This is a genomic window from Paracoccus niistensis, from assembly GCF_042432925.1.
Lineage (GTDB): Bacteria > Pseudomonadota > Alphaproteobacteria > Rhodobacterales > Rhodobacteraceae > Paracoccus > Paracoccus niistensis.
Genome location: NZ_JBHLWE010000017.1, coordinates 57,776 through 76,378 on the forward strand (window position 1 = coordinate 57,776; position 18,603 = coordinate 76,378).

Below are 18,603 nucleotides of genomic sequence, written 5' to 3' on the forward strand. Positions count from 1 at the left end.
CAGAGGCATATTCAATGGCCATTCTCGTCGACAAGAACACCAAGGTCATCACTCAAGGCATCACCGGCAGCCAGGGGACCTTCCACACCGAGCAGGCGATCGCCTATGGCACGCAGATGGTCGGCGGCGTGACCCCCGGAAAGGGCGGGACGACGCATCTGGACCTGCCCGTCTTCAACTCGGTCCACGAGGCCGTGGAGAAGACCGGCGCGAACGCCTCGGTGATCTACGTCCCTCCGCCCTTCGCGGCGGACTCGATCCTGGAGGCAATAGACGCGCAGGTGCCGCTGATTGTCTGCATCACCGAGGGCATCCCGGTGCTGGACATGATGAAGGTCAAGCGCGCGCTGGAAGGTTCCTCCAGCCGCCTGATCGGACCGAACTGCCCCGGCATCATGACGCCCGACGAATGCAAGATCGGCATCATGCCCGGCTCGATCTTCAAGCGCGGCCGCGTGGGCGTGGTCTCGCGTTCCGGCACGCTGACCTATGAGGCGGTCAAGCAGACCTCGGACGTGGGCTTGGGCCAGTCCTCGGCCGTAGGCATCGGCGGCGACCCGATCAAGGGGATGGAGCACATCGACGTGCTGGAGATGTTCCTGGCCGACGACGAGACTGACGCCATCATCATGATCGGCGAGATCGGGGGTTCCGCCGAGGAGGACGCGGCGCAGTTCCTGGCCGACGAGAAAAAGCGCGGCCGCTGGAAACCCACCGCGGGCTTCATCGCGGGCCGCACCGCGCCTCCCGGCCGTCGCATGGGCCATGCGGGCGCCATCGTCTCGGGCGGCAAGGGCGACGCGGAATCCAAGATCGCCGCGATGAAGGCCGCCGGCATCATCGTCGCCGACAGCCCCGCGGGCCTGGGCGAGGCCGTGCTGAAAGCCATGGGCCGCTAAGGCTGTTGATAACGGGCCGCCCCTGCATAGGTTGGGGCGGCAAGACTTTCCCGGGGGCGGAGCAAGGCCCCTGCCCTTTTCACAAGGCCATATGGTCAGGTGTCCGTCATGAACGATCAATCCCCGAACTCCGCCTTCCGTGACTCGTCCTTCCTGCAGGGGGCGAACGCGGCCTATGTGGAACAGCTCTACGGCCAGTGGGCGAAGGATCCGGCCGCCGTCGACCAGGCCTGGGACGAATACTTCCGCAGCCTGGGCGAGGCGCAGGCGACCGCCGCGCGCGGTGCCCAGGGCGCAAGCTGGGCGCGCCCCGACTGGCCGCCCATGCCGGCGGACGAAAACACTGCCGCGCTGACCGGCGAATGGCCGATGGCCTCGCAGGCCGAGGCAAAGGCCGCGATCAAGAAGATCACCGCCAAGGCCGACGAAAAGGGCGTGTCGCTGTCGGACGAGCAGCTGCAGCGCGCCGTGCTGGACAGCGTCCGCGCGATCATGCTGATCCGCGCCTACCGCATCCGGGGCCACCTGCACGCCGACCTCGACCCGCTGGGGATGCGCGAGATGCCGCCGCTGGGCGAGCTTGACCCGGCGACCTACGGCTTCACCGCCTCGGACCTCGACCGGCCGATCTTCATCGACAACGTGCTGGGTCTGCAGGTCGCCTCGATCCGCCAGATCACCGAGCTGATGAAGCGCACCTACTGCGGCACTTTCGCGCTGCAGTTCATGCATATCTCGGACCCCGAGCAGGCCGCCTGGCTGAAGGAGCGGATCGAGGGCTACGGCAAGGAGATCGCCTTCACCCAAGAAGGCCGCAAGGCGATCCTGAACAAGCTGGTCGAGGCCGAGGGCTTCGAAAAGTTCCTCCATGTGAAATACATGGGGACCAAGCGCTTCGGCCTTGACGGCGGCGAGGCGCTGATCCCGGCGATGGAGCAGATCATCAAGCGCGGCGGCGCGCTGGGCGCGAAAGAGGTCGTCATCGGGATGCCCCACCGGGGCCGCCTGTCGGTGCTGGCCAACGTGATGGGCAAGCCCTTCCGCGCGATCTTCCACGAATTCCAGGGCGGCAGCTACAAGCCCGAGGACGTGGACGGCTCGGGCGACGTGAAATACCACCTCGGCGCCTCGTCCGACCGCGAGTTCGACGGCAATACCGTCCACCTGTCGCTGACCGCGAACCCCTCGCACCTGGAGGCGGTGAACCCGGTGGTGCTGGGCAAGGTCCGCGCCAAGCAGGACCAGTACAACGACCATCACGACCGCACGAGCGTGATCCCCGTGCTGCTGCACGGCGACGCGGCCTTCGCGGGCCAGGGCGTTGTCGCGGAATGCCTGCAGCTGTCGGGCATCCGCGGCCATCGCACGGGCGGGACGATCCACATCATCGTCAACAACCAGATCGGCTTCACCACGGCGCCGCATTTCAGCCGGACGAGCCCCTATCCGACCGACATCGCCCTGATGGTCGAGGCGCCGATCTTCCATGTGAACGGCGACGACCCCGAGGCCGTGGTGCATGCCGCCAAGGTCGCGACCGAGTTCCGCCAGCAGTTCCACAAGGACGTGGTCATCGACATCTTCTGCTATCGCCGCTTCGGTCACAACGAAGGCGACGAGCCGATGTTCACCAACCCGACGATGTACAAGCACATCAAGGGCCACAAGACGACGCTGCAACTCTACACCGAGCGGCTGGTCAAGGACGGCCTGATCCCCGAGGGCGAGATCGAGGACATGAAGGCCGCCTTCCAGGCGACGCTCAACGAGGAATTCGAGCTGGGCAAGACCTTCAAGCCGAACAAGGCCGACTGGCTGGACGGCAAGTGGTCCGGGCTGAAACCCGAGGGGTCCGAGTATCACCCCGGAGAGACCGGCATTTCGGCCGAGACGATGGCCCAGGTCGGCGCGGCGCTGACCCGCGTGCCGGACGGCTTCGACCTGCACAGGACGGTGGGCCGGCTGCTGGACAGCAAGCGCGCCATGTTCGAGACCGGGCGCGGCTTCGACTGGGCCACGGGCGAGGCGCTGGCCTTCGGCTCGCTGCTGGTGGAAGGGCATCCGGTCCGGCTTGCCGGGCAGGACTCGACCCGCGGCACCTTCAGCCAGCGTCACTCGGCCTTCGTGGACCAGACCACCGAGGACCGACATTACCCGCTGAACCACATCCGCAACGGACAGGCGCGGTACGAGGTCATCGACTCGATGCTGTCGGAATACGCGGTGCTGGGTTTCGAATACGGCTATTCCATGGCCGAGCCGAACGCGCTGACGCTGTGGGAAGCCCAGTTCGGCGACTTCGCCAACGGCGCGCAGATCATGTTCGACCAGTTCATCTCGTCGGGCGAAAAGAAATGGCTGCGGATGTCGGGCCTGGTCGTCCTGATGCCCCACGGCTTCGAGGGCCAGGGGCCGGAACACTCCTCGGCCCGGCTGGAGCGCTGGCTGCAGATGTCGGCCGAGGACAACTGGATCGTCGCCAACCTGACGACCCCGGCCAACTACTTCCACATCCTGCGCCGCCAGCTGCACCGGGGCTTCCGCAAGCCGCTGATCCTGATGACGCCCAAGTCGCTGCTGCGCCATCCGCAGGCGGTCTCGACGGCGGACGAGTTCCAGACGGGCTCGACCTTCCACCGCGTGCTGCATGACGACGCGGAACGCGGGAAGGTGGACTTCCAGCTGGCGCCCGACGACCAGATCCGCCGCGTCGTGATCTGCTCGGGCAAGGTCTATTACGACCTGCTCGCGGCCCGGAACGAGGCGGGGGCGAAGGACGTCTATCTGCTGCGGCTGGAACAGTTCTATCCCTTCCCGGCCCAGTCGATGTCCAAGGAGCTGGAACGCTTCAAGGGGGCCGAGATCGTCTGGTGCCAGGAAGAGCCCAAGAACCAGGGCGCCTGGAGCTTCGTCGAGCCGAACATCGAATGGGTCCTGAACCGCGTCGGCGCCAGCCACCCGCGCGCCCGCTATGTTGGCCGCGTGGCCCAGGCCTCGGTCGCCACGGGCCTGGCCAGCCGCCACAAGGCGGAGCAGGACGCGCTGGTGCACGAAGCCATCACGATCGGAGCCTGAGATGACGACCGAAGTCCGAGTGCCCGCGCTGGGCGAAAGCGTCAGCGAGGCCACGATCGCCACCTGGTTCAAGAAGCCCGGCGATGCCGTGGCCGTGGACGAGATGCTGTGCGAACTGGAAACCGACAAGGTGACGGTCGAGGTCCCCTCGCCCGCCGCCGGCATCCTGGCCGAGATCGTGGCGCCCGAGGGCGAGACGGTGGGGCCCAACGCGCTTCTGGCGCAGATCACCGAAGGCGGGGCGGCTGCCGCCCCGCGCGACACTGCAACGGCGGCCCAGCCCGCCCAGGACAAGACCGCAGACGGGGGAAAGCCGAAGATGGCGGGAAACAAGGTTGACGTGATGGTGCCGACGCTCGGCGAAAGCGTGACCGAGGCGACGGTCGCCACCTGGTTCAAGAAGGTGGGCGACACCGTCCGTCAGGACGAGATGCTGTGCGAACTGGAAACCGACAAGGTGTCGGTCGAGGTGCCCAGCCCCGCCTCGGGCGTGCTGACCGAGATCCTGGCCGAGGAAGGCGCCACCATTGACGCCAAGGCCCGCCTTGCGCTGATCACCGAGAACGGAGCCGCAGGCGGCGCCGTCGGCATCGGCGGTCCGGGCGACGCGCCCGTGGTCGATCCCGACAAGCGCATCCAGAAGGCCGACGAGGTCGGCTCGCCCGGCGACGGCCCCGAGCAGATCGTTCCGCGCGAAGATGCGGGCCGCACCGACATCGAGGACGCGCCCTCGGCCCGCAAGGCCATGGCGGAAGCCGGCGTCAGCCGCGACCAGGTCCAGGGTTCGGGCCGCGACGGCCGCGTGATGAAGGAGGACGTGGCCCGCGCGGCTCAGGCCCCCGCGCCCGCGCCGCAGCGGACCGAGGCGCCCCAGCCCGCCCCCGCCCCCCGCGCGCCGTCCTCGGCCGAGGACATGCGCCGCGAGGAGCGGGTCAAGATGACCCGCCTGCGCGCGACCATCGCCCGCCGCCTGAAGGACGCCCAGAACACCGCCGCGATCCTGACCACCTACAACGAGGTGGACATGTCGGGCGTCATGGACCTGCGGAACGCCTACAAGGACCAGTTCGAGAAGAAGCACAAGGTGAAGCTCGGCTTCATGTCCTTCTTCGTGAAGGCCTGCTGCCATGCGCTGAAGGAAGTGCCCGAGGTCAATGCCGAGATCGACGGCGGCGACATCGTCTACAAGAACTTCGTCCACATGGGCGTGGCGGTCGGCACGCCGAACGGCCTCGTGGTCCCGGTCGTGCGCGACGCCGACCAGAAGTCCTTCGCGGGCATCGAGAAGGAAATCGCCGAACTGGGCGTCCGCGCCCGTGACGGCAAGCTGACCATGGCCGACATGCAGGGCGGCACCTTCACCATCTCGAACGGCGGCGTCTACGGCTCGCTGATGTCCTCGCCGATCCTGAACCCGCCGCAGTCGGGCATCCTGGGGATGCACAAGATCCAGGACCGCCCGGTCGTGGTCGGCGGCCAGATCGTGATCCGCCCGATGATGTACCTGGCCCTCAGCTACGACCACCGCATCGTGGACGGCAAGGGCGCGGTGACCTTCCTCGTGCGCGTCAAGGAAGCGCTGGAAGATCCCCGCCGGCTGCTGATGGACCTCTGATCCGGTCCGGGGCGTTCGGACCGCTGAACGCCCCGTTCCGAAGAAAGGACCACTCCATGACCAACCAGATCATCGCCCGCTACGACATCGCCGATTACGCCCAGTTCCGGGCCGAGTTCGATGCGGATGCCGAGGACCGCGGCAATGCCTCGCTGTCGGTGCTGCAGATCTGGCGCGAGGGGACGGGACGGGTCTGGGTGCTGTATCAGGTTGCCGACGGCAAGCGCGCGCTCGACTATCTTCAGGGTGCGGCGCAGGTCTTCAACGGGCGCGCGGGCGTGCAGAACGCCGAATATCACGCGGTGCAGACGGCATGATCCCGCCTTCGCCAGAACTGGTTGTCCTCGGCCTTTCGGCCATCCTGCAGGCGATCCAGATCGCCCTTGCCGGCTGGTCGATGGGCCGGGACGGGCTGCAGCAGTGGAATGTCGGCCCCCGAGACGGCGAGCCGCAGTTCTCGCCCCGGACGGGCCGCCTGCGCCGCGCGGTGAACAACCATTTCGAGGCGCTGGCCTTCTTCACCATTGCCGTCGTCCTGGTCCAGTTCACCCAGTCGAACAGCGGTCTCACGGCCGTCTGCGCCTGGGTCTACCTGATCGCCCGCGCCCTTTATGTCCCGGCCTATGCGCTGGGCTGGTCGCCCTAGCGCTCGCTGATCTTCGGGGTGGGGTTTCTCGCCACGATGCTGATGATCCTGACGGCTCTCTTCTGACCTCGGGCCGGACAGAAATATCCCGCAGGGGTCTGGGGGCGCGAAGCCCCCGGTCCAGCGGCCAAGAACAAAGGACGATGTCATGTATGATCTGATCGTGATCGGCGCGGGCCCCGGAGGCTATGTCTGCGCCATCCGCGCCGCGCAGCTGGGCCTCAAGGTCGCCTGCGTCGAAGGCCGCGAAACCTTGGGCGGCACCTGCCTGAACGTCGGCTGCATCCCGTCCAAGGCGCTGCTGCACGCCAGCCACATGGCCCACGAGATGCACGAGAACTTCGCGAAGATGGGCCTGATGAACGCCCATGCCGACATCGACTGGGACCGGATGCAGGCCTATAAGACCGAAACCGTGGGCACCAACACCAAGGGCATCGAGTTCCTGTTCAAGAAGAACAAGATCGACTGGCTCAAGGGCTGGGCCTCGATCCCGGCGGCGGGCAAGGTGCAGGTCGGCGACCAGGTGCACGAGACGAAGAACATCGTCATCGCCTCGGGTTCCGTCTCGACCGCGCTGAAGGGCGTCGAGGTGGACAACGACGCCGGCATCGTGGTCGATTCCACCGGCGTCCTGGCGCTGAAGAAGATCCCGCAGACCATGGTCGTGATCGGCGCGGGCGTGATCGGGCTGGAGCTCGGCTCGGTCTACAGCCGCCTCGGCACGCAGGTCACGGTGGTCGAATATCTCGACGCCATCACCCCCGGCATGGACGGCGAAGTGCAGAAGCAATTCCAGCGCATCCTGTCCAAGCAGGGCCTCAAGTTCGTGATGGGCGCCGCCGTCTCGGGCGTCGAGACTGCGGGGGGTCGCGCGACCGTCACCTACACGCCCAAGAAGGGCGGCGACGCGCAGACACTGGACGCCGAGGTGGTGCTGGTCGCCACGGGCCGCCGTCCCTATCACGACGGTCTCGGCCTTGACGCGCTGGGGGTCAAGCTGACGGATCGCGGCCAGATTGCCATCGACGGCCACTTCGCCACCAGCGTCCCCGGCGTTTATGCCATCGGCGACGCGGTGCCCGGCCCGATGCTGGCCCACAAGGCCGAGGACGAGGGCATGGCCGTGGCCGAGATCCTCGCCGGCAAGCACGGCCACGTGAACTACGACGCCATCCCCGGCGTCATCTACACCACGCCTGAGGTCGCCGCCGTCGGCCTGACCGAGGAAGGCGCCAAGGCCACGGGCCGCAAGGTCAAGGTCGGCAAGTTCCCCCTGATGGGTAACGCGCGGGCCAAGGCGATGCTGCAGGCGGAAGGCTTCGTGAAGCTGATCGCGGATGCCGACACCGACCGCATCCTCGGCTGCCACATCATCGGCCCTGGCGCGGGCGAGATGATCCACGAGGTCTGCGTGGCAATGGAGTTCGGCGCGGCGGCGCAGGATCTGGCGCTCACCTGCCACGCCCATCCGACCGTCAGCGAGGCGGTGCGCGAGGCGGCGCTGGCCTGCGGCGACGGCGCGATCCACATCTGACGGGAAAGGCCGGGCCCGGTGCCCGGCCCGGCTTCCGATCCGGCTATCCGGTCAGAAGGACGCCGAGGGGTTCCACAACCTCTCGGCGTTTTCTTGCCGATCAAGCAGTCTGCGGCAGCGGGGTTTCGCTTTGCGTCTGGCGCGAGGACTGCCTGTGGCTATCGTCCTGCCAACCATAAACAGACTCCGGCAGGACAGTGATGACCCCAACCATGACCCGTCTCGGCGCACTTGCGCTGGTGACCGTTCTTGCGGCCTGCGGCGGCGGCGCAGAAAAGTCGGACCTGATGTACCTGGCCCAGCCCCGTATCAGCCAGGCCGAGCTGCACCCCAACGAGACGCCCGAGCTGCGCGCCCTCATCAGCAAGTATTCCGCCATGTATGGCGTCCCCGAGGAACTGGTCCATCGCGTCGTCATCCGCGAAAGCCGCCATCGCCCCGGGGCGCGGAACGGGAAATACTACGGGCTGATGCAGATGGTCCCCGCCACTGCCCGCGGCATGGGCTACCGCGGCTCGCCCCAGGGGTTGCTGGATGCCGAGACGAACCTGAAATACGGCGTGAAATACCTGCGCGGCGCCTACCTGGTCGCGGGCGGCAACCACGATGCCGCCGTCAAATGGTATTCGCGCGGCTACTATTACGAAGCCAAGCGCAAGGGCCTGCTGGACGAGACCGGCCTGCGCTGACAGGCGGAACGGGCAATGGGGCCGCGCGTTCGGGGGCGTAGCAACCCCGGGACGACATGCGCGGCATCAGCATCACTTCATGGAATGACTTTCTTTCGGCGCTGATCGGCATCGCGCTGTTCGCGCTGATCGGGATCGGCATCCGCCTGCTTGTGATGTTCACGGTCCAGGCGCGGCGCGAGCGGATGAACCGGCAGATCAACGAGCGGCTGAAACTGCTGATCGCCGCCTACAAGACGCTCGGCGGGTCCTTCACCGGCGAGTTGTCCGTGGATCCCACCCATCTGCGCGACCTGCGCCAGCGCATGGCCGAGGAGGACGGCGCCACCGACAGCCTTGATGCCGACACCCCCGGCGCCGACCGCCGCCGCCGCATCCGCGACGCGGTCGAGGCCGCCTTGTCCGACATCCTGCTGCTGGGGACCGAGGAGCAGGTGCGCCTGGCCGAACGCGCCGCGCGCGAGCTTGTCGAAGGCCGGAGGGTCCATACGCAGGAGCTTGTCGTCTCGCTGCGTGACTTCATCCGTGAGGCGCTGGACCTTGAACCCGTGCCTGCGGGCCTTGCCATCCCGCCACAGGGGCCGACGCGTCCGCCAGGCAGCGGCGCAGGCGGGCGGGGCCGCGGCGAAGGCGGCGGCGGACGAGGCGGCGGTGGGGGCATGGATGCCGGTGGCGGCGGCATGGGTCTGGGCATGGGCGCTGGCCGCTCGGACCCCGACACGGCGCCCTAAAGCGGACGCGTGTAGCGGATGAACGGGGTCCGCGTGCCGACCTTGTCGTAAAGGATCCGGCCCGCGTAGTTGAATTCCTGCGTCGTCCAGTAGACGGCGGGCACCCCTTCCGCATCGGCGGCCGCATAGACGGCCTCGATCAGCGCCCGCCCGACGCCCTGACCGCGCGCGACCGGGGCGGTGAACAGGTCCTGCAGGTAGCAGACGCCCTCGGGCCGCCACAGGTGCGGGTGGAAGACGTAATGCACCAGTCCCAGCAGCCGCCCGCCGTCATCGGCCACCAGCCCGTGGAAATCCTGCGCGTTGCCGGACATCAGCCGCTGGAATGCCTGGTCATGGAAGGATTGCGGCAAGCCGGGCCGGTCGTAAAAGGCGTGATAGCCTTCATGCAGAACCTGCCACGCCGCGCGATCATCGGGCCTCAGCGGACGGACGGTCAGGGGCATCGCCTGAGTCATGTGAACTGCTCGCGCAGCATCCGCTCCTCCATCCCGTGGCCGGGATCGAACAGCAGGCGGTGGGCGATGCGGGGCTCGGTGCGGATCTCGACCCACAGCACGCGGTCTACCTGCTTGGCATCGGCATCCGCCATGACGGGGCGCTTGCGCGGGTCCAGCACGTCCATGCGGATCACCGAATCGTGGCGCAGGATCGCCCCCCGCCAGCGGCGCGGGCGAAAGGGCGCGATGGCCGTCAGCGCCAGCACGTCCGAGCCCATCGGCAGGATCGGCCCGCCCGCCGAATAGTTGTAGGCGGTCGATCCCGCAGGCGTCGCCACCATCAGCCCGTCGCAGACCAGTTCCTCCATCCGCACGCGGCCGTCCACGCTGATGCGGATGCGCGCGGCCTGGGGACCGGCGCGCAGCATCGAGACCTCGTTGATCGCCAGCGCCCGGTATTCGTCCCCGTCGATCGCCCCTGCCACCATCGACAGCGGGTTGATGACCGTTTCCTCGGCATGGGCGATGCGCTCGGGCAGGCCATCCTCGTCATAGCCGTTCATCAGGAAGCCGACGGTGCCGCGGTTCATCCCGTAGACCGGCCGCCCGAGGTTCTGGCGCAGCGTGGACAGAAGAAAGCCGTCGCCCCCTAGCGCCACCACCACGTCGGCGCGGGTCGCGGGGGTCTGGCCGTAACGCTCCATCAGCCGGCCAAGGGCGTTCTGGGCAACATCGGTGTCGTTTGCGGTGAAATGGAACGCGGTCATGGGTGGCATCCATGCACCCTGCCCGGCCCTTGGCAAGCCTCGGCGGCGCCGAGGCGCTGGAAGGGCCGGCGCAAAGTGGCTAACAGGACGCTGACCCTGGCCCGGAGGACCCCCATGACCGACAGCGCATTCTTCACCGAAGCCCTTTCCACCCGCGACCCCGAAATCTTCGACGCGGTGCGCCGCGAACTCGGCCGCCAGCGCGACGAGATCGAGCTGATCGCGTCCGAGAACATCGTCAGCCACGCGGTGCTGGAAGCGCAGGGCTCGGTCCTGACGAACAAGTATGCCGAAGGCTATCCGGGCAAGCGCTATTACGGCGGCTGCGAGTTCGTGGACATCGCCGAGAACCTCGCGATCGACCGCGCCAAGCAGCTGTTCGGCTGCGACTTCGTGAACGTCCAGCCGAACTCGGGCAGCCAGGCGAACCAGGGCGTCTTCCAGGCGCTGCTGACCCCCGGCGACACCATCCTCGGGATGAGCCTCGACGCGGGCGGGCACCTGACCCATGGCGCGCGCCCCAACCAGTCGGGCAAGTGGTTCAACGCGGTGCAATACGGGGTGCGCAAGCAGGACAGCCTGCTCGACTATGACCAGGTCGAGGCGCTGGCGAACGAGCACAAGCCGAAGGCGATCATCGCGGGCGGCTCGGCCATCCCGCGCATCATCGACTTCGCGCGCCTGCGCCAGATCGCGGACCAGGTCGGGGCCTATCTGATCGTGGACATGGCCCATTTCGCTGGGCTGGTGGCGGCGGGGCTTTACCCCTCGCCCTTCCCGCACGCCCATGTGGCGACGACGACCACGCACAAGACGCTGCGCGGCCCGCGCGGGGGCATGATCCTGACCAACGACGCGGATATCGCGAAAAAGGTGAACTCGGCCATCTTCCCCGGCATCCAGGGCGGGCCGCTGATGCATGTGATCGCCGGCAAGGCCGTGGCCTTCGGCGAGGCGCTGCGGCCGGACTTCAAGGACTATGCGAAGCAGGTCGTCCTGAACGCGCAGGCGCTGGCGGACGAGCTGATGAAGGGCGGGCTGGATATCGTCACCGGCGGCACCGACACCCACCTGATGCTGGTGGACCTGCGGCCCAAGGGCGTGAAGGGCAACCAGACCGAGGACGCTCTGGGCCGCGCCCATATCACCTGCAACAAGAACGGCATCCCCTTCGACCCGGAAAAGCCGACCGTGACCTCGGGCGTCCGCCTGGGCTCGCCCGCCGGCACCACCCGCGGCTTCGGGGAAGAGGAGTTCCGCCAGATCGGCCGCTGGATCGTTCAGGTCGTGGACGGCTTGGCCGCCAACGGTCCCGAGGGCAATGCCGAAGTCGAGGCCCGCGTCGCGGGCGAGGTCAAGGCGCTCTGCGCACGCTTCCCGCTTTACGAAGGCCTGTAAGGCCCCTAGGCGCGCCGGCCCATCCGGCGCGCCCAGCCCCTGAGCGGGCCACACTTTGCGTGCTTCGCACGCACCGTCATCGGGTCACACCAGCCCGCGCCGGACCATGATCCAGACGGCGATGGCGCCGACCAGCAGCAGTCCCAGCATCACCGCAGCCGCCACGTTCAGGGCGCCTTCCTGCCAGCGGGCCGAGGCGCCCAGCGGACGAAGATAGCGGATCAGTTCGGCATGGGCCCGTGCGGCGGCGGTGCTGTCCATCTGCCGCGACAGCTTCGGCGTCACGGCCGCCTTCTGCGCGCGGGCCAGTACCTCCGCCGCCCGGCGCTGGCGGCGCGGCAGCGCCCTGCCCCGGCGGCGCAGCATGGTGGCAAGGTCGGGCTGCGTGCCCCGCCGCGCGCCGCCCAAGCGCTGCGCCATCAGCGCCGCCACCTCGTCGGCCATCGCCCGCACGTCGTCCTGCGCCATTCCCCTGTCCCCTGCCGTCCGCATCGCGCGAAAGGATAGGTCGCTTGCGGGCGCTTCGCCAGACGGGCTAGCATCGCCCCCATGAAACTGTCGCTCACCATCTCGGGCCAGCCCGGCCCCCAGCCCCCCGTTCTTGTCGCGCATGGCCTGTTCGGGCAGGCGCGGAACCTCGGCGTGATCTCGCGCGCCCTGTCCGACACGCGGCAGGTGCTGGCCGTGGACATGCGCAACCACGGCGAGTCGCCCTGGGACGACCGGCACGATTATGACGCCCTGGCCGGCGACCTGGCCGAGGTGATCGCGGCGTATGGCGGCCGTGCGGATGTCGTGGGTCACTCCATGGGTGGCAAGGCGTCGATGTGGCTGGCGCTGACGCGCGGCGACATGGTCCGGCGGCTGGCGGTGCTGGATATCGCGCCTGTCGCCTATGGCCACACTCAGGACGGCATCATCGAGGCGCTGGAGGCCACCGATGTCGCCAGCGCCGCCAGCCGCAGCGGTGCTGATACGCTGCTGGCCGAGCAGCTGGACGACCACAGCGTCCGCGCCTTCCTGCTGCAATCGCTGGACCTCAAGGCCAGCCCGCCGCGCTGGAAGATGAACCTCGCGGCCCTGCGCGCCAACATGGAGAACCTGACCGGCTGGCCCGAAAGCGGCACGACCTTCGATGGCCCCGCCCTGTTCCTGCGCGGCGGCGACAGCGACTACGTCACCGCCCAGGGTGAGGCTGCGATCCGCGAGTTCTTTCCGCAGGCGGTCATCGAAGCGATCCCTGGCACGGGCCATTGGTTGCACGCCGAAAAGCCGGGCCAGGTCGCGGCCCGGATCGTGGACTTCCTGAACGGCTGAGCGTCAGAGGCTGTCCTTGGGGTCCGTCGCCTGGATGCGCTTGGCGACCAGCCAGGCGACCGGGAACCCGCCCACCGCGCCGATGGCGGCAGCCGACAGCATCGCGCGCCAGTCGTAATAACCCAATGTCAGCATGATGATGACGCCGATGCCCGCCAGCGTCGGCACCGACATCATCGCAAGAAACAGGAACAGCCGCGACATCGCCCAACCTCTTTGTCTCGTTTCGGCCCGCCTAAGCCAGGGCGGCGGGCCATGCCTTGATCCAGATCAGCCCCGGCGGCGTGGATCGACAGGAGGCACGCGTTCCACCCCCTGCTCGGGGCGCGTCATGCGCCGGATCAGCCCGTCCTTGCGTATGAACTGGTGATAAACGACTCCTGCCAGGTGCAGCGCCACCAGCGCCAGCAGGACCGGCACGGTGTTCTCGTGCAACTCTCCCATGGCCCGGCTGGGGATCAGATAGGCGGCCATCCCGACCAGCGGCATGGCGATCAGCACGACATAGAACAGCCAGTGGTTCAGCTTGGACAGCACCTTGTCCCAACCGGGCGAATCCGCCTTGGAGGGCGGCGCGCCATGGGTGAAGCGCAGCGCCAGCCGCGTCAGCATGAAGATCAGGATCGCGATGCCCGACACCATGTGCCAGACGGCATTGCCCATGATCGGCCGTCCCTCCTCGGCCCGCATCAGGGCACGGAAATATTCGGCCATCCAGCCTCCGGTCAGAAGCTGGACGAGGACCAGGGCGAAGACCGCCCAGTGAAGCGCGATCTGGATGGCGGAATAGCGGGCGGGGTGACGCATGGCGTTGCCTTCGCAAAGGGGGCTCTCAGGCTGGAAATGCGCCAGCGGCCCGAATGTTCCCCGGCTGCCTCAGGGCGAACAGTTGGCGCAGAAGGGCGTGTCCGGTAGAAGCTGCAGCCGCCGTTCGGCGATGGGATTGCCGCATTGCACGCAGTCGCCGTATTCCCCCGCCGCGATCCGCGCGAGCGCCGCATCGATGCGCCTGATCTCGGCCTGGTCTGACTGGCCGAGCGCGGTCAGCACCTCGTCCCCCTGCCGTTCCGAGGCCGCATCCTCCCAGTCCTTGGGCACGGGATCGTCCAGCTGGTCCTCGATGCGGGCGATGTTGCCGAGCAGCTCGGCCCGGCGGGCAAGAAGGATTTCCCTGGCGGCTTCGGGGGTCATGGTGTGCCCTTCCCTTGCTGGCTGTGGTGGAGTCCAGATCAGCGGGGGCCTGCCCTTTCGTCAAGCCCGAGGGTTCGGGCTGCGGGGTTCCGCCGCAGCCGGCTGGCGCCGATGCGCGCCGGGGATCATTCGGGGATGCCACCGCCGGGTGGAGGATGCGAGGAGATCTGCCTATGAGTGCTGCCGGGCATGGCGGCGGTGGAGATCGCGCATTTCCTCTGCCAGTTCGGGCACTGGCCCCTCGACCGGGATGCCCGGCACCACCTCCTGGATCGGAATGGGGCGGACGGGAAGGGGACCGCGGCCAAGCTCGGCCATCCAGTCGGCGTACTGTTGGGCCGAGTGGACATAGACAATCCGCCCCAGCCCGACCCAGCCATGCGCGGCGGCGCACATGGGGCAATGCTCGCCCGAGGTAAAGACGGTGGCTGCCTTCCGCTCCTCCGGTGTCATGTGGCGGGCGGCCCATTGTGCCAGCGCGAGTTCGGGATGGAGGGTCGCGTCGCCGCCCCCGGTGCGGTTCCGATCCTCGGCCAGCACCGTCCCGTCCGCCGCCACAAGAACCGAGCCGAAGGGCTGGTCCCCTGCCGCAAGCGCCTCGGCCGCAAGCTCGATGCAGCGGCGCAGGTGGTGGAGTTTGGTGTGGGTGGGGTTCATGGGGGGCTCCGGCCGGTCTGGCGGCGATGATGGGCCGAGGCGCTGGTGCGGGTCAATGCGGTGAGGCTTTGTTAACCGCGCGCGCCGCAGTGTGCGGGAACGTCGCGCTACATCCGCCCGCGCCGTGCCGGTGCCACGATCTTCTCCACGGTCGCGCTGTCGCAGCGCAGATCGCACCTGCCGGTCGCCGAGGTGGAGCGGCTGCGGCAGGCCGTCCGCAACACCCGCGCCGAACGGCCGTTCGCCATCGAGGCATGGGTGGTGCTGCCCGACCATCTGCACTGCATCTGGCGGATGCCGGAGGAAGATGCGGATTACGCGACCCGATGGCGGCTCATCAAGGCGCGGTTTTCGCGGGGGGTGGAGGCAGAGACGCGGCGCCCGAGCCATGTGGCGCGTGGCGAGCGCGCGGTGTGGCAGCGGCGGTATTGGGAGCATCACATCCGCGACGAGGCTGATCCGGCGGCGCATCTGCGGTACCGCTGGTTCAATCCGGTGAAGCACGGGTGGTGGAGTGGGCGGAAGCGTGGCCGTTCTCTTCGGTTCACCGCGAGATCGGCGGGCCTCAATGGGAATGGGCCGTGGGCGATCCGTAGGGTGCGTGGTTTCCACGCACCTTTGCGGTGGGATGGTGCGTGCGGAGCACGCACCCTACGCTTGCTAGGTGATAGCCAGGTTGTTTGAAGGGGCAAGATGTGTTAGAATAAAATTAAATGAGCAATCTCGAAGATTGAAACAGATGAGGTTTGCTTCTTTTGACATGCGCATTCTTTTGGCTGGCGTAGATTTCGTCAGGAACAACAGCTTTGTTATCTTTCTTGCGATTGGGTTTATTGTTGTTGTCGCGGGTTACAATTTTGACAACCAGTCAATGAAGACGGTGGGAACCGCCATTATTACAGGGGGTGTCGTCTCAGCCGTTACAACGGCAAGATTTTTTAAGAGCTTGTATGCAGATGCACTGATTGACGTCATAACAGGAGAGGAGCACTTATCAAATCGAAGCGATATAGAGGAAATATGGAAAAGAGCCACCAATTGCCTTTGTAGGAGAAGGTTTCCAGAACTGAAGGATGCGATCTACGAATCAATTATGAACTCCTACCTTCCAAGGACAAAAGACTACTACTTCAAGAAAGTTTTTAGGGACTATCGTGTAACATCGTTCGACGAGAAAACCGGAATAATGACGCTGGAGGAAAGGTGCAGTATAGAAATTGCACCGCACAGCCATGTCGAATATATTTCCTACACATACAGCTATGAGAGAGGGGCTGGCGAAATTTCGACAGAGCTAAGGGAATTCAAAATAAATGGTAAATCAATCGATACCTATCCTTCATGCGAGGAGGAACGCGAAACTACAAATGGGGAGGGATCTAAGAGTGTAAAGCTGCCTGCAACGAAGCACCAGATTGCCCGCCACCGGACAATTACCATGCACATTGATGGGCAGGCCTATTCAAAAGTAAGATACAAGACTTATGTTCAAGACTTGCAAGTCAATGCAATATCGGAAGTTTCTGGGGTATGCCCAGTATTAGTGGAACATGAGCTCTATCAAGAAACATTCCCTGAAAAGCCGCGCGCTCAAGGAATAAACATTAGCAATAAGAATTTAATTATGCCCGGCCAAGGGCATATTATAATGTTCCTAAGGGCAGAGCACGTTCTTCAGTCTCGCCGTGTTTGATTTTTGCATTGTGCACGATCAAAGTGCGCTACCTGAATGCAGGCAAAGAAGAGCAGGGAGAGGGATAGTTGTCGTACACCTTGCAAGAGGAAGCATCTAGTGATGCTGCTCCATCCTACCCATCCATCTTCAGCGCCGAAATAAACGCCGACTGTGGGATCTCCACCTTCCCGAACTGGCGCATCTTCTTCTTGCCGGCCTTCTGCTTCTCCAGCAGCTTCTTCTTCCGCGTCGCGTCGCCGCCGTAGCACTTGGCGGTCACGTCTTTGCGCAGCGCGGCCAGCGTTTCCCGCGCGATCACCCTCCCGCCGATGGCCGCCTGGATCGGGATCTTGAACATGTGGCGGGGGATCAGTTCTTTCAGCTTTTCCACCATCGCGCGGCCGCGGGACTCGGCGCGGTCGCGATGGACCATGATCGAGAGGGCGTCCACCGGCTCGTCATTCACCAGGATCGACATCTTGACCAGGTTGTCCTCGCGGTATTCCGAGATCTGGTAGTCGAACGAGGCATAGCCCTTGGTCACCGACTTCAGCCGGTCGTAGAAGTCGAAGACGACCTCGGCCAGCGGCAGGTCATAGACGACCATCGCGCGCGACCCCGCATAGGTCAGGTCAAGCTGGATGCCGCGGCGGTCCTGGCACAGCTTCAGCACGTCGCCCAGGTAGTCGTCGGGGACCATGATCGTGGCCTTGATCCGCGGTTCCTCGATATGGTCGATCTGCATGGGGTCGGGCATGTCGGCGGGATTGTGCAGCTCGCGCACCTCGCCGTCCTTCATGTGCAGCTTGAAGACCACGCTCGGCGCGGTGGTGATCAGGTCGAGGTCGTATTCCCGTTCCAGCCGGTCGCGGATGACTTCCAGGTGCAGAAGCCCCAGGAAGCCGCAGCGGAAGCCGAAGCCGAGCGCGGCCGAGGTTTCCATCTCGTAGGAGAAACTGGCATCGTTCAGCGCCAGCTTCTCGATCGCGTCGCGCAAGGCGTCGAAGTCGTTGGCGTCCACGGGGAAAAGGCCGCAGAAGACCACGGGCTGCGCGGGCTTGAAGCCGGGCAGCGGTTCATCGGTGCCCTTGCGCTCATGTGTGATGGTGTCGCCCACGCGGGTGTCGCGGACCTGCTTGATCGATGCGGTGAAGACGCCGATCTCGCCGGGGCCGAGTTCGGGGATGTCCACCATGCGCGGGGTCAGCACGGCCAGCTTGTCGATGCCGTAGACGGCGCCGGTCTGCATCATGCGGACGCGGTCGCCCTTGCGGATCACGCCGTCCATGACGCGGATCATCACGACGACGCCGAGGTAGGCGTCATACCACGAATCCACCAGCATCGCCTTCAGCGGCGCCTCGCGGGTGCCCTTGGGCGCGGGCAGGCGGGTGACGATGGCTTCCAGCACGTCGGGGATGCCGAGGCCCGTCTTGGCCGAGATCAGCACCGCGTCCGAGGCGTCGATGCCGATCACGTCCTCGATCTGTTCCTTGACCCGCTCGGGTTCCGCCGCCGGCAGGTCGATCTTGTTCAGCACCGGCACGATCTCGTGCCCCGCGTCGATCGCCTGATAGACATTGGCCAGCGTCTGCGCCTCGACCCCCTGCGTCGCATCGACCACCAGCAGCGACCCTTCCACGGCCCGCATCGACCGCGATACCTCGTAGGCGAAGTCGACGTGACCGGGGGTGTCGATCAGGTTCAGCGTATAGGTCTGCCCGTCCTTGGCCTTGTAGGTGATGCGGACGGTGTTGGCCTTGATGGTGATGCCGCGTTCGCGCTCGATATCCATGCTGTCGAGCAGCTGCTCCTTCATGTCGCGGTCGGCGACCGTGCCGGTCGACTGGATCAGCCGGTCGGCGAGCGTGGATTTGCCGTGGTCGATATGGGCCACGATCGAGAAGTTGCGGATGAGGTCAAGCTGGGTCATGCGCGGCTAATACAGGGGCGCCGCGCTTGCGGG

20 protein-coding genes are annotated in these 18,603 nt (G+C 66.2%); 12 read left to right on the forward strand and 8 right to left on the reverse strand.

Annotation, left to right across the window (positions count from 1 at the left end; all coding sequences use genetic code 11):
* The first annotated feature begins 14 nt into the window (after positions 1–14).
* The 8 genes from sucD (at position 15) to ACFFII_RS04575 (ending at position 9,192) form a co-directional block, all read left to right on the forward strand.
* Positions 15–899, forward strand: coding sequence for a succinate--CoA ligase subunit alpha (gene sucD / locus ACFFII_RS04540; RefSeq protein WP_377697703.1), 885 nt, complete (start codon positions 15–17; stop codon positions 897–899).
* 108 nt (positions 900–1,007) lie between these two features.
* A complete protein-coding gene (locus tag ACFFII_RS04545) occupies positions 1,008–3,974 on the forward strand; it encodes a 2-oxoglutarate dehydrogenase E1 component (RefSeq protein ID WP_377697704.1) in 2,967 nt (988 codons plus the stop codon).
* Between the two features lies 1 nt (position 3,975).
* Positions 3,976–5,589 (forward strand): 2-oxoglutarate dehydrogenase complex dihydrolipoyllysine-residue succinyltransferase, encoded by a 1,614-nt coding sequence (gene odhB / locus ACFFII_RS04550; protein ID WP_377697705.1) that lies wholly within the window; start codon positions 3,976–3,978, stop codon positions 5,587–5,589.
* A 56-nt stretch (positions 5,590–5,645) separates the two neighbouring features.
* The gene (locus tag ACFFII_RS04555) at positions 5,646–5,906 is read left to right on the forward strand and encodes a hypothetical protein (RefSeq protein WP_377697706.1); all 261 of its coding nucleotides are present in this window, start codon (positions 5,646–5,648) and stop codon (positions 5,904–5,906) included.
* Entirely contained in the window at positions 5,903–6,235 is a 333-nt protein-coding gene (locus tag ACFFII_RS04560) for an MAPEG family protein (RefSeq protein ID WP_377697707.1), read from the forward strand. Before ACFFII_RS04555 ends, ACFFII_RS04560 begins: the two co-directional genes overlap by 4 nt.
* Before the next feature lie 148 nt (positions 6,236–6,383).
* Positions 6,384–7,772, forward strand: coding sequence for a dihydrolipoyl dehydrogenase (lpdA, locus tag ACFFII_RS04565; RefSeq protein ID WP_377697708.1), 1,389 nt, complete (start codon positions 6,384–6,386; stop codon positions 7,770–7,772).
* Between the two features lie 200 nt (positions 7,773–7,972).
* A complete protein-coding gene (locus ACFFII_RS04570; protein WP_377697709.1) occupies positions 7,973–8,461 on the forward strand; it encodes a transglycosylase SLT domain-containing protein in 489 nt (162 codons plus the stop codon).
* A 56-nt stretch (positions 8,462–8,517) separates the two neighbouring features.
* Positions 8,518–9,192: a hypothetical protein gene (locus ACFFII_RS04575; protein WP_377697710.1), complete on the forward strand. Its 675-nt coding sequence runs from the start codon at positions 8,518–8,520 to the stop codon at positions 9,190–9,192.
* On the opposite strand, the gene ACFFII_RS04580 is transcribed toward ACFFII_RS04575, so the two are convergent.
* Together ACFFII_RS04580 and ACFFII_RS04585 are read right to left on the reverse strand one after the other, a co-directional pair.
* On the reverse strand, positions 9,189–9,638 hold the full coding sequence (locus tag ACFFII_RS04580; RefSeq protein WP_377697711.1) for a GNAT family N-acetyltransferase: 450 nt from the start codon (positions 9,636–9,638) through the stop codon (positions 9,189–9,191). The two genes, ACFFII_RS04575 and ACFFII_RS04580, sit on opposite strands and share 4 nt — an antisense overlap.
* A gap of 8 nt (positions 9,639–9,646) precedes the next feature.
* Positions 9,647–10,399 (reverse strand): NAD kinase, encoded by a 753-nt coding sequence (locus tag ACFFII_RS04585; protein WP_377697712.1) that lies wholly within the window; start codon positions 10,397–10,399, stop codon positions 9,647–9,649.
* 114 nt (positions 10,400–10,513) lie between these two features.
* Here ACFFII_RS04585 and glyA point away from each other — a divergent pair, with 114 nt between their 5' ends.
* Positions 10,514–11,797, forward strand: coding sequence for a serine hydroxymethyltransferase (gene glyA / locus ACFFII_RS04590; protein ID WP_377697713.1), 1,284 nt, complete (start codon positions 10,514–10,516; stop codon positions 11,795–11,797).
* A gap of 84 nt (positions 11,798–11,881) precedes the next feature.
* Here glyA and ACFFII_RS04595 read toward each other — a convergent pair whose 3' ends face one another.
* The gene (locus tag ACFFII_RS04595; RefSeq protein WP_377697714.1) at positions 11,882–12,265 is read right to left on the reverse strand and encodes a hypothetical protein; all 384 of its coding nucleotides are present in this window, start codon (positions 12,263–12,265) and stop codon (positions 11,882–11,884) included.
* Positions 12,266–12,346: 81 nt separating this feature from the next.
* Between ACFFII_RS04595 and ACFFII_RS04600 the strand changes: the two genes are divergently transcribed.
* Positions 12,347–13,114: an alpha/beta fold hydrolase gene (locus tag ACFFII_RS04600; protein ID WP_377697715.1), complete on the forward strand. Its 768-nt coding sequence runs from the start codon at positions 12,347–12,349 to the stop codon at positions 13,112–13,114.
* A 3-nt stretch (positions 13,115–13,117) separates the two neighbouring features.
* Here the strand turns inward: ACFFII_RS04600 and ACFFII_RS04605 are convergent, their stop codons facing one another.
* The 4 genes from ACFFII_RS04605 to ACFFII_RS04620 all read right to left on the reverse strand — a co-directional run bounded on the left by ACFFII_RS04605 (position 13,118) and on the right by ACFFII_RS04620 (position 14,962).
* Positions 13,118–13,318: a hypothetical protein gene (locus tag ACFFII_RS04605; RefSeq protein ID WP_090754173.1), complete on the reverse strand. Its 201-nt coding sequence runs from the start codon at positions 13,316–13,318 to the stop codon at positions 13,118–13,120.
* A 66-nt stretch (positions 13,319–13,384) separates the two neighbouring features.
* On the reverse strand, positions 13,385–13,921 hold the full coding sequence (locus ACFFII_RS04610; protein WP_377697716.1) for a cytochrome b: 537 nt from the start codon (positions 13,919–13,921) through the stop codon (positions 13,385–13,387).
* A gap of 69 nt (positions 13,922–13,990) precedes the next feature.
* Positions 13,991–14,305 (reverse strand): TraR/DksA family transcriptional regulator, encoded by a 315-nt coding sequence (locus ACFFII_RS04615; RefSeq protein ID WP_090754177.1) that lies wholly within the window; start codon positions 14,303–14,305, stop codon positions 13,991–13,993.
* A 171-nt stretch (positions 14,306–14,476) separates the two neighbouring features.
* Positions 14,477–14,962 (reverse strand): nucleoside deaminase, encoded by a 486-nt coding sequence (locus ACFFII_RS04620; RefSeq protein WP_377697717.1) that lies wholly within the window; start codon positions 14,960–14,962, stop codon positions 14,477–14,479.
* A 156-nt stretch (positions 14,963–15,118) separates the two neighbouring features.
* On the opposite strand from ACFFII_RS04620, the gene ACFFII_RS17775 reads away from it, so the two are divergent.
* The gene (locus ACFFII_RS17775) at positions 15,119–15,646 is read left to right on the forward strand and encodes an REP-associated tyrosine transposase (RefSeq protein WP_446686936.1); all 528 of its coding nucleotides are present in this window, start codon (positions 15,119–15,121) and stop codon (positions 15,644–15,646) included.
* A gap of 55 nt (positions 15,647–15,701) precedes the next feature.
* Positions 15,702–16,655 (forward strand): hypothetical protein, encoded by a 954-nt coding sequence (locus ACFFII_RS04630; RefSeq protein ID WP_377697719.1) that lies wholly within the window; start codon positions 15,702–15,704, stop codon positions 16,653–16,655.
* Between the two features lie 115 nt (positions 16,656–16,770).
* Here the strand turns inward: ACFFII_RS04630 and lepA are convergent, their stop codons facing one another.
* Positions 16,771–18,570 carry a translation elongation factor 4 gene (lepA, locus tag ACFFII_RS04635; RefSeq protein WP_377697720.1) on the reverse strand — a complete coding sequence of 600 codons (1,800 nt, stop codon included), beginning with the start codon at positions 18,568–18,570 and terminating at the stop codon, positions 16,771–16,773.
* Between the last annotated feature and the right edge of the window lie 33 nt (positions 18,571–18,603).

What these genes read in the sequence shown, in the direction of transcription:
- ACFFII_RS04630 (WP_377697719.1), top strand. Translation starts at nt 15,702, where the DNA reads ATGAGGTTTGCTTCTTTTGACATGCGCATTCTTTTGGCTGGCGTAGAT.
- ACFFII_RS04575 (WP_377697710.1), top strand. Translation starts at nt 8,518, where the DNA reads ATGCGCGGCATCAGCATCACTTCATGGAATGACTTTCTTTCGGCGCTG.
- lpdA (WP_377697708.1), top strand. Translation starts at nt 6,384, where the DNA reads ATGTATGATCTGATCGTGATCGGCGCGGGCCCCGGAGGCTATGTCTGC.
- ACFFII_RS04555 (WP_377697706.1), top strand. Translation starts at nt 5,646, where the DNA reads ATGACCAACCAGATCATCGCCCGCTACGACATCGCCGATTACGCCCAG.
- sucD (WP_377697703.1), top strand. Translation starts at nt 15, where the DNA reads ATGGCCATTCTCGTCGACAAGAACACCAAGGTCATCACTCAAGGCATC.
- glyA (WP_377697713.1), top strand. Translation starts at nt 10,514, where the DNA reads ATGACCGACAGCGCATTCTTCACCGAAGCCCTTTCCACCCGCGACCCC.
- lepA (WP_377697720.1), bottom strand. Translation starts at nt 18,570, where the DNA reads ATGACCCAGCTTGACCTCATCCGCAACTTCTCGATCGTGGCCCATATC.
- ACFFII_RS04615 (WP_090754177.1), bottom strand. Translation starts at nt 14,305, where the DNA reads ATGACCCCCGAAGCCGCCAGGGAAATCCTTCTTGCCCGCCGGGCCGAG.
- ACFFII_RS04620 (WP_377697717.1), bottom strand. Translation starts at nt 14,962, where the DNA reads ATGAACCCCACCCACACCAAACTCCACCACCTGCGCCGCTGCATCGAG.
- ACFFII_RS04585 (WP_377697712.1), bottom strand. Translation starts at nt 10,399, where the DNA reads ATGACCGCGTTCCATTTCACCGCAAACGACACCGATGTTGCCCAGAAC.
- ACFFII_RS04600 (WP_377697715.1), top strand. Translation starts at nt 12,347, where the DNA reads ATGAAACTGTCGCTCACCATCTCGGGCCAGCCCGGCCCCCAGCCCCCC.
- odhB (WP_377697705.1), top strand. Translation starts at nt 3,976, where the DNA reads ATGACGACCGAAGTCCGAGTGCCCGCGCTGGGCGAAAGCGTCAGCGAG.
- ACFFII_RS04560 (WP_377697707.1), top strand. Translation starts at nt 5,903, where the DNA reads ATGATCCCGCCTTCGCCAGAACTGGTTGTCCTCGGCCTTTCGGCCATC.
- ACFFII_RS04570 (WP_377697709.1), top strand. Translation starts at nt 7,973, where the DNA reads ATGACCCCAACCATGACCCGTCTCGGCGCACTTGCGCTGGTGACCGTT.
- ACFFII_RS04580 (WP_377697711.1), bottom strand. Translation starts at nt 9,638, where the DNA reads ATGCCCCTGACCGTCCGTCCGCTGAGGCCCGATGATCGCGCGGCGTGG.
- ACFFII_RS04545 (WP_377697704.1), top strand. Translation starts at nt 1,008, where the DNA reads ATGAACGATCAATCCCCGAACTCCGCCTTCCGTGACTCGTCCTTCCTG.
- ACFFII_RS04605 (WP_090754173.1), bottom strand. Translation starts at nt 13,318, where the DNA reads ATGTCGCGGCTGTTCCTGTTTCTTGCGATGATGTCGGTGCCGACGCTG.
- ACFFII_RS04610 (WP_377697716.1), bottom strand. Translation starts at nt 13,921, where the DNA reads ATGCGTCACCCCGCCCGCTATTCCGCCATCCAGATCGCGCTTCACTGG.
- ACFFII_RS04595 (WP_377697714.1), bottom strand. Translation starts at nt 12,265, where the DNA reads ATGGCGCAGGACGACGTGCGGGCGATGGCCGACGAGGTGGCGGCGCTG.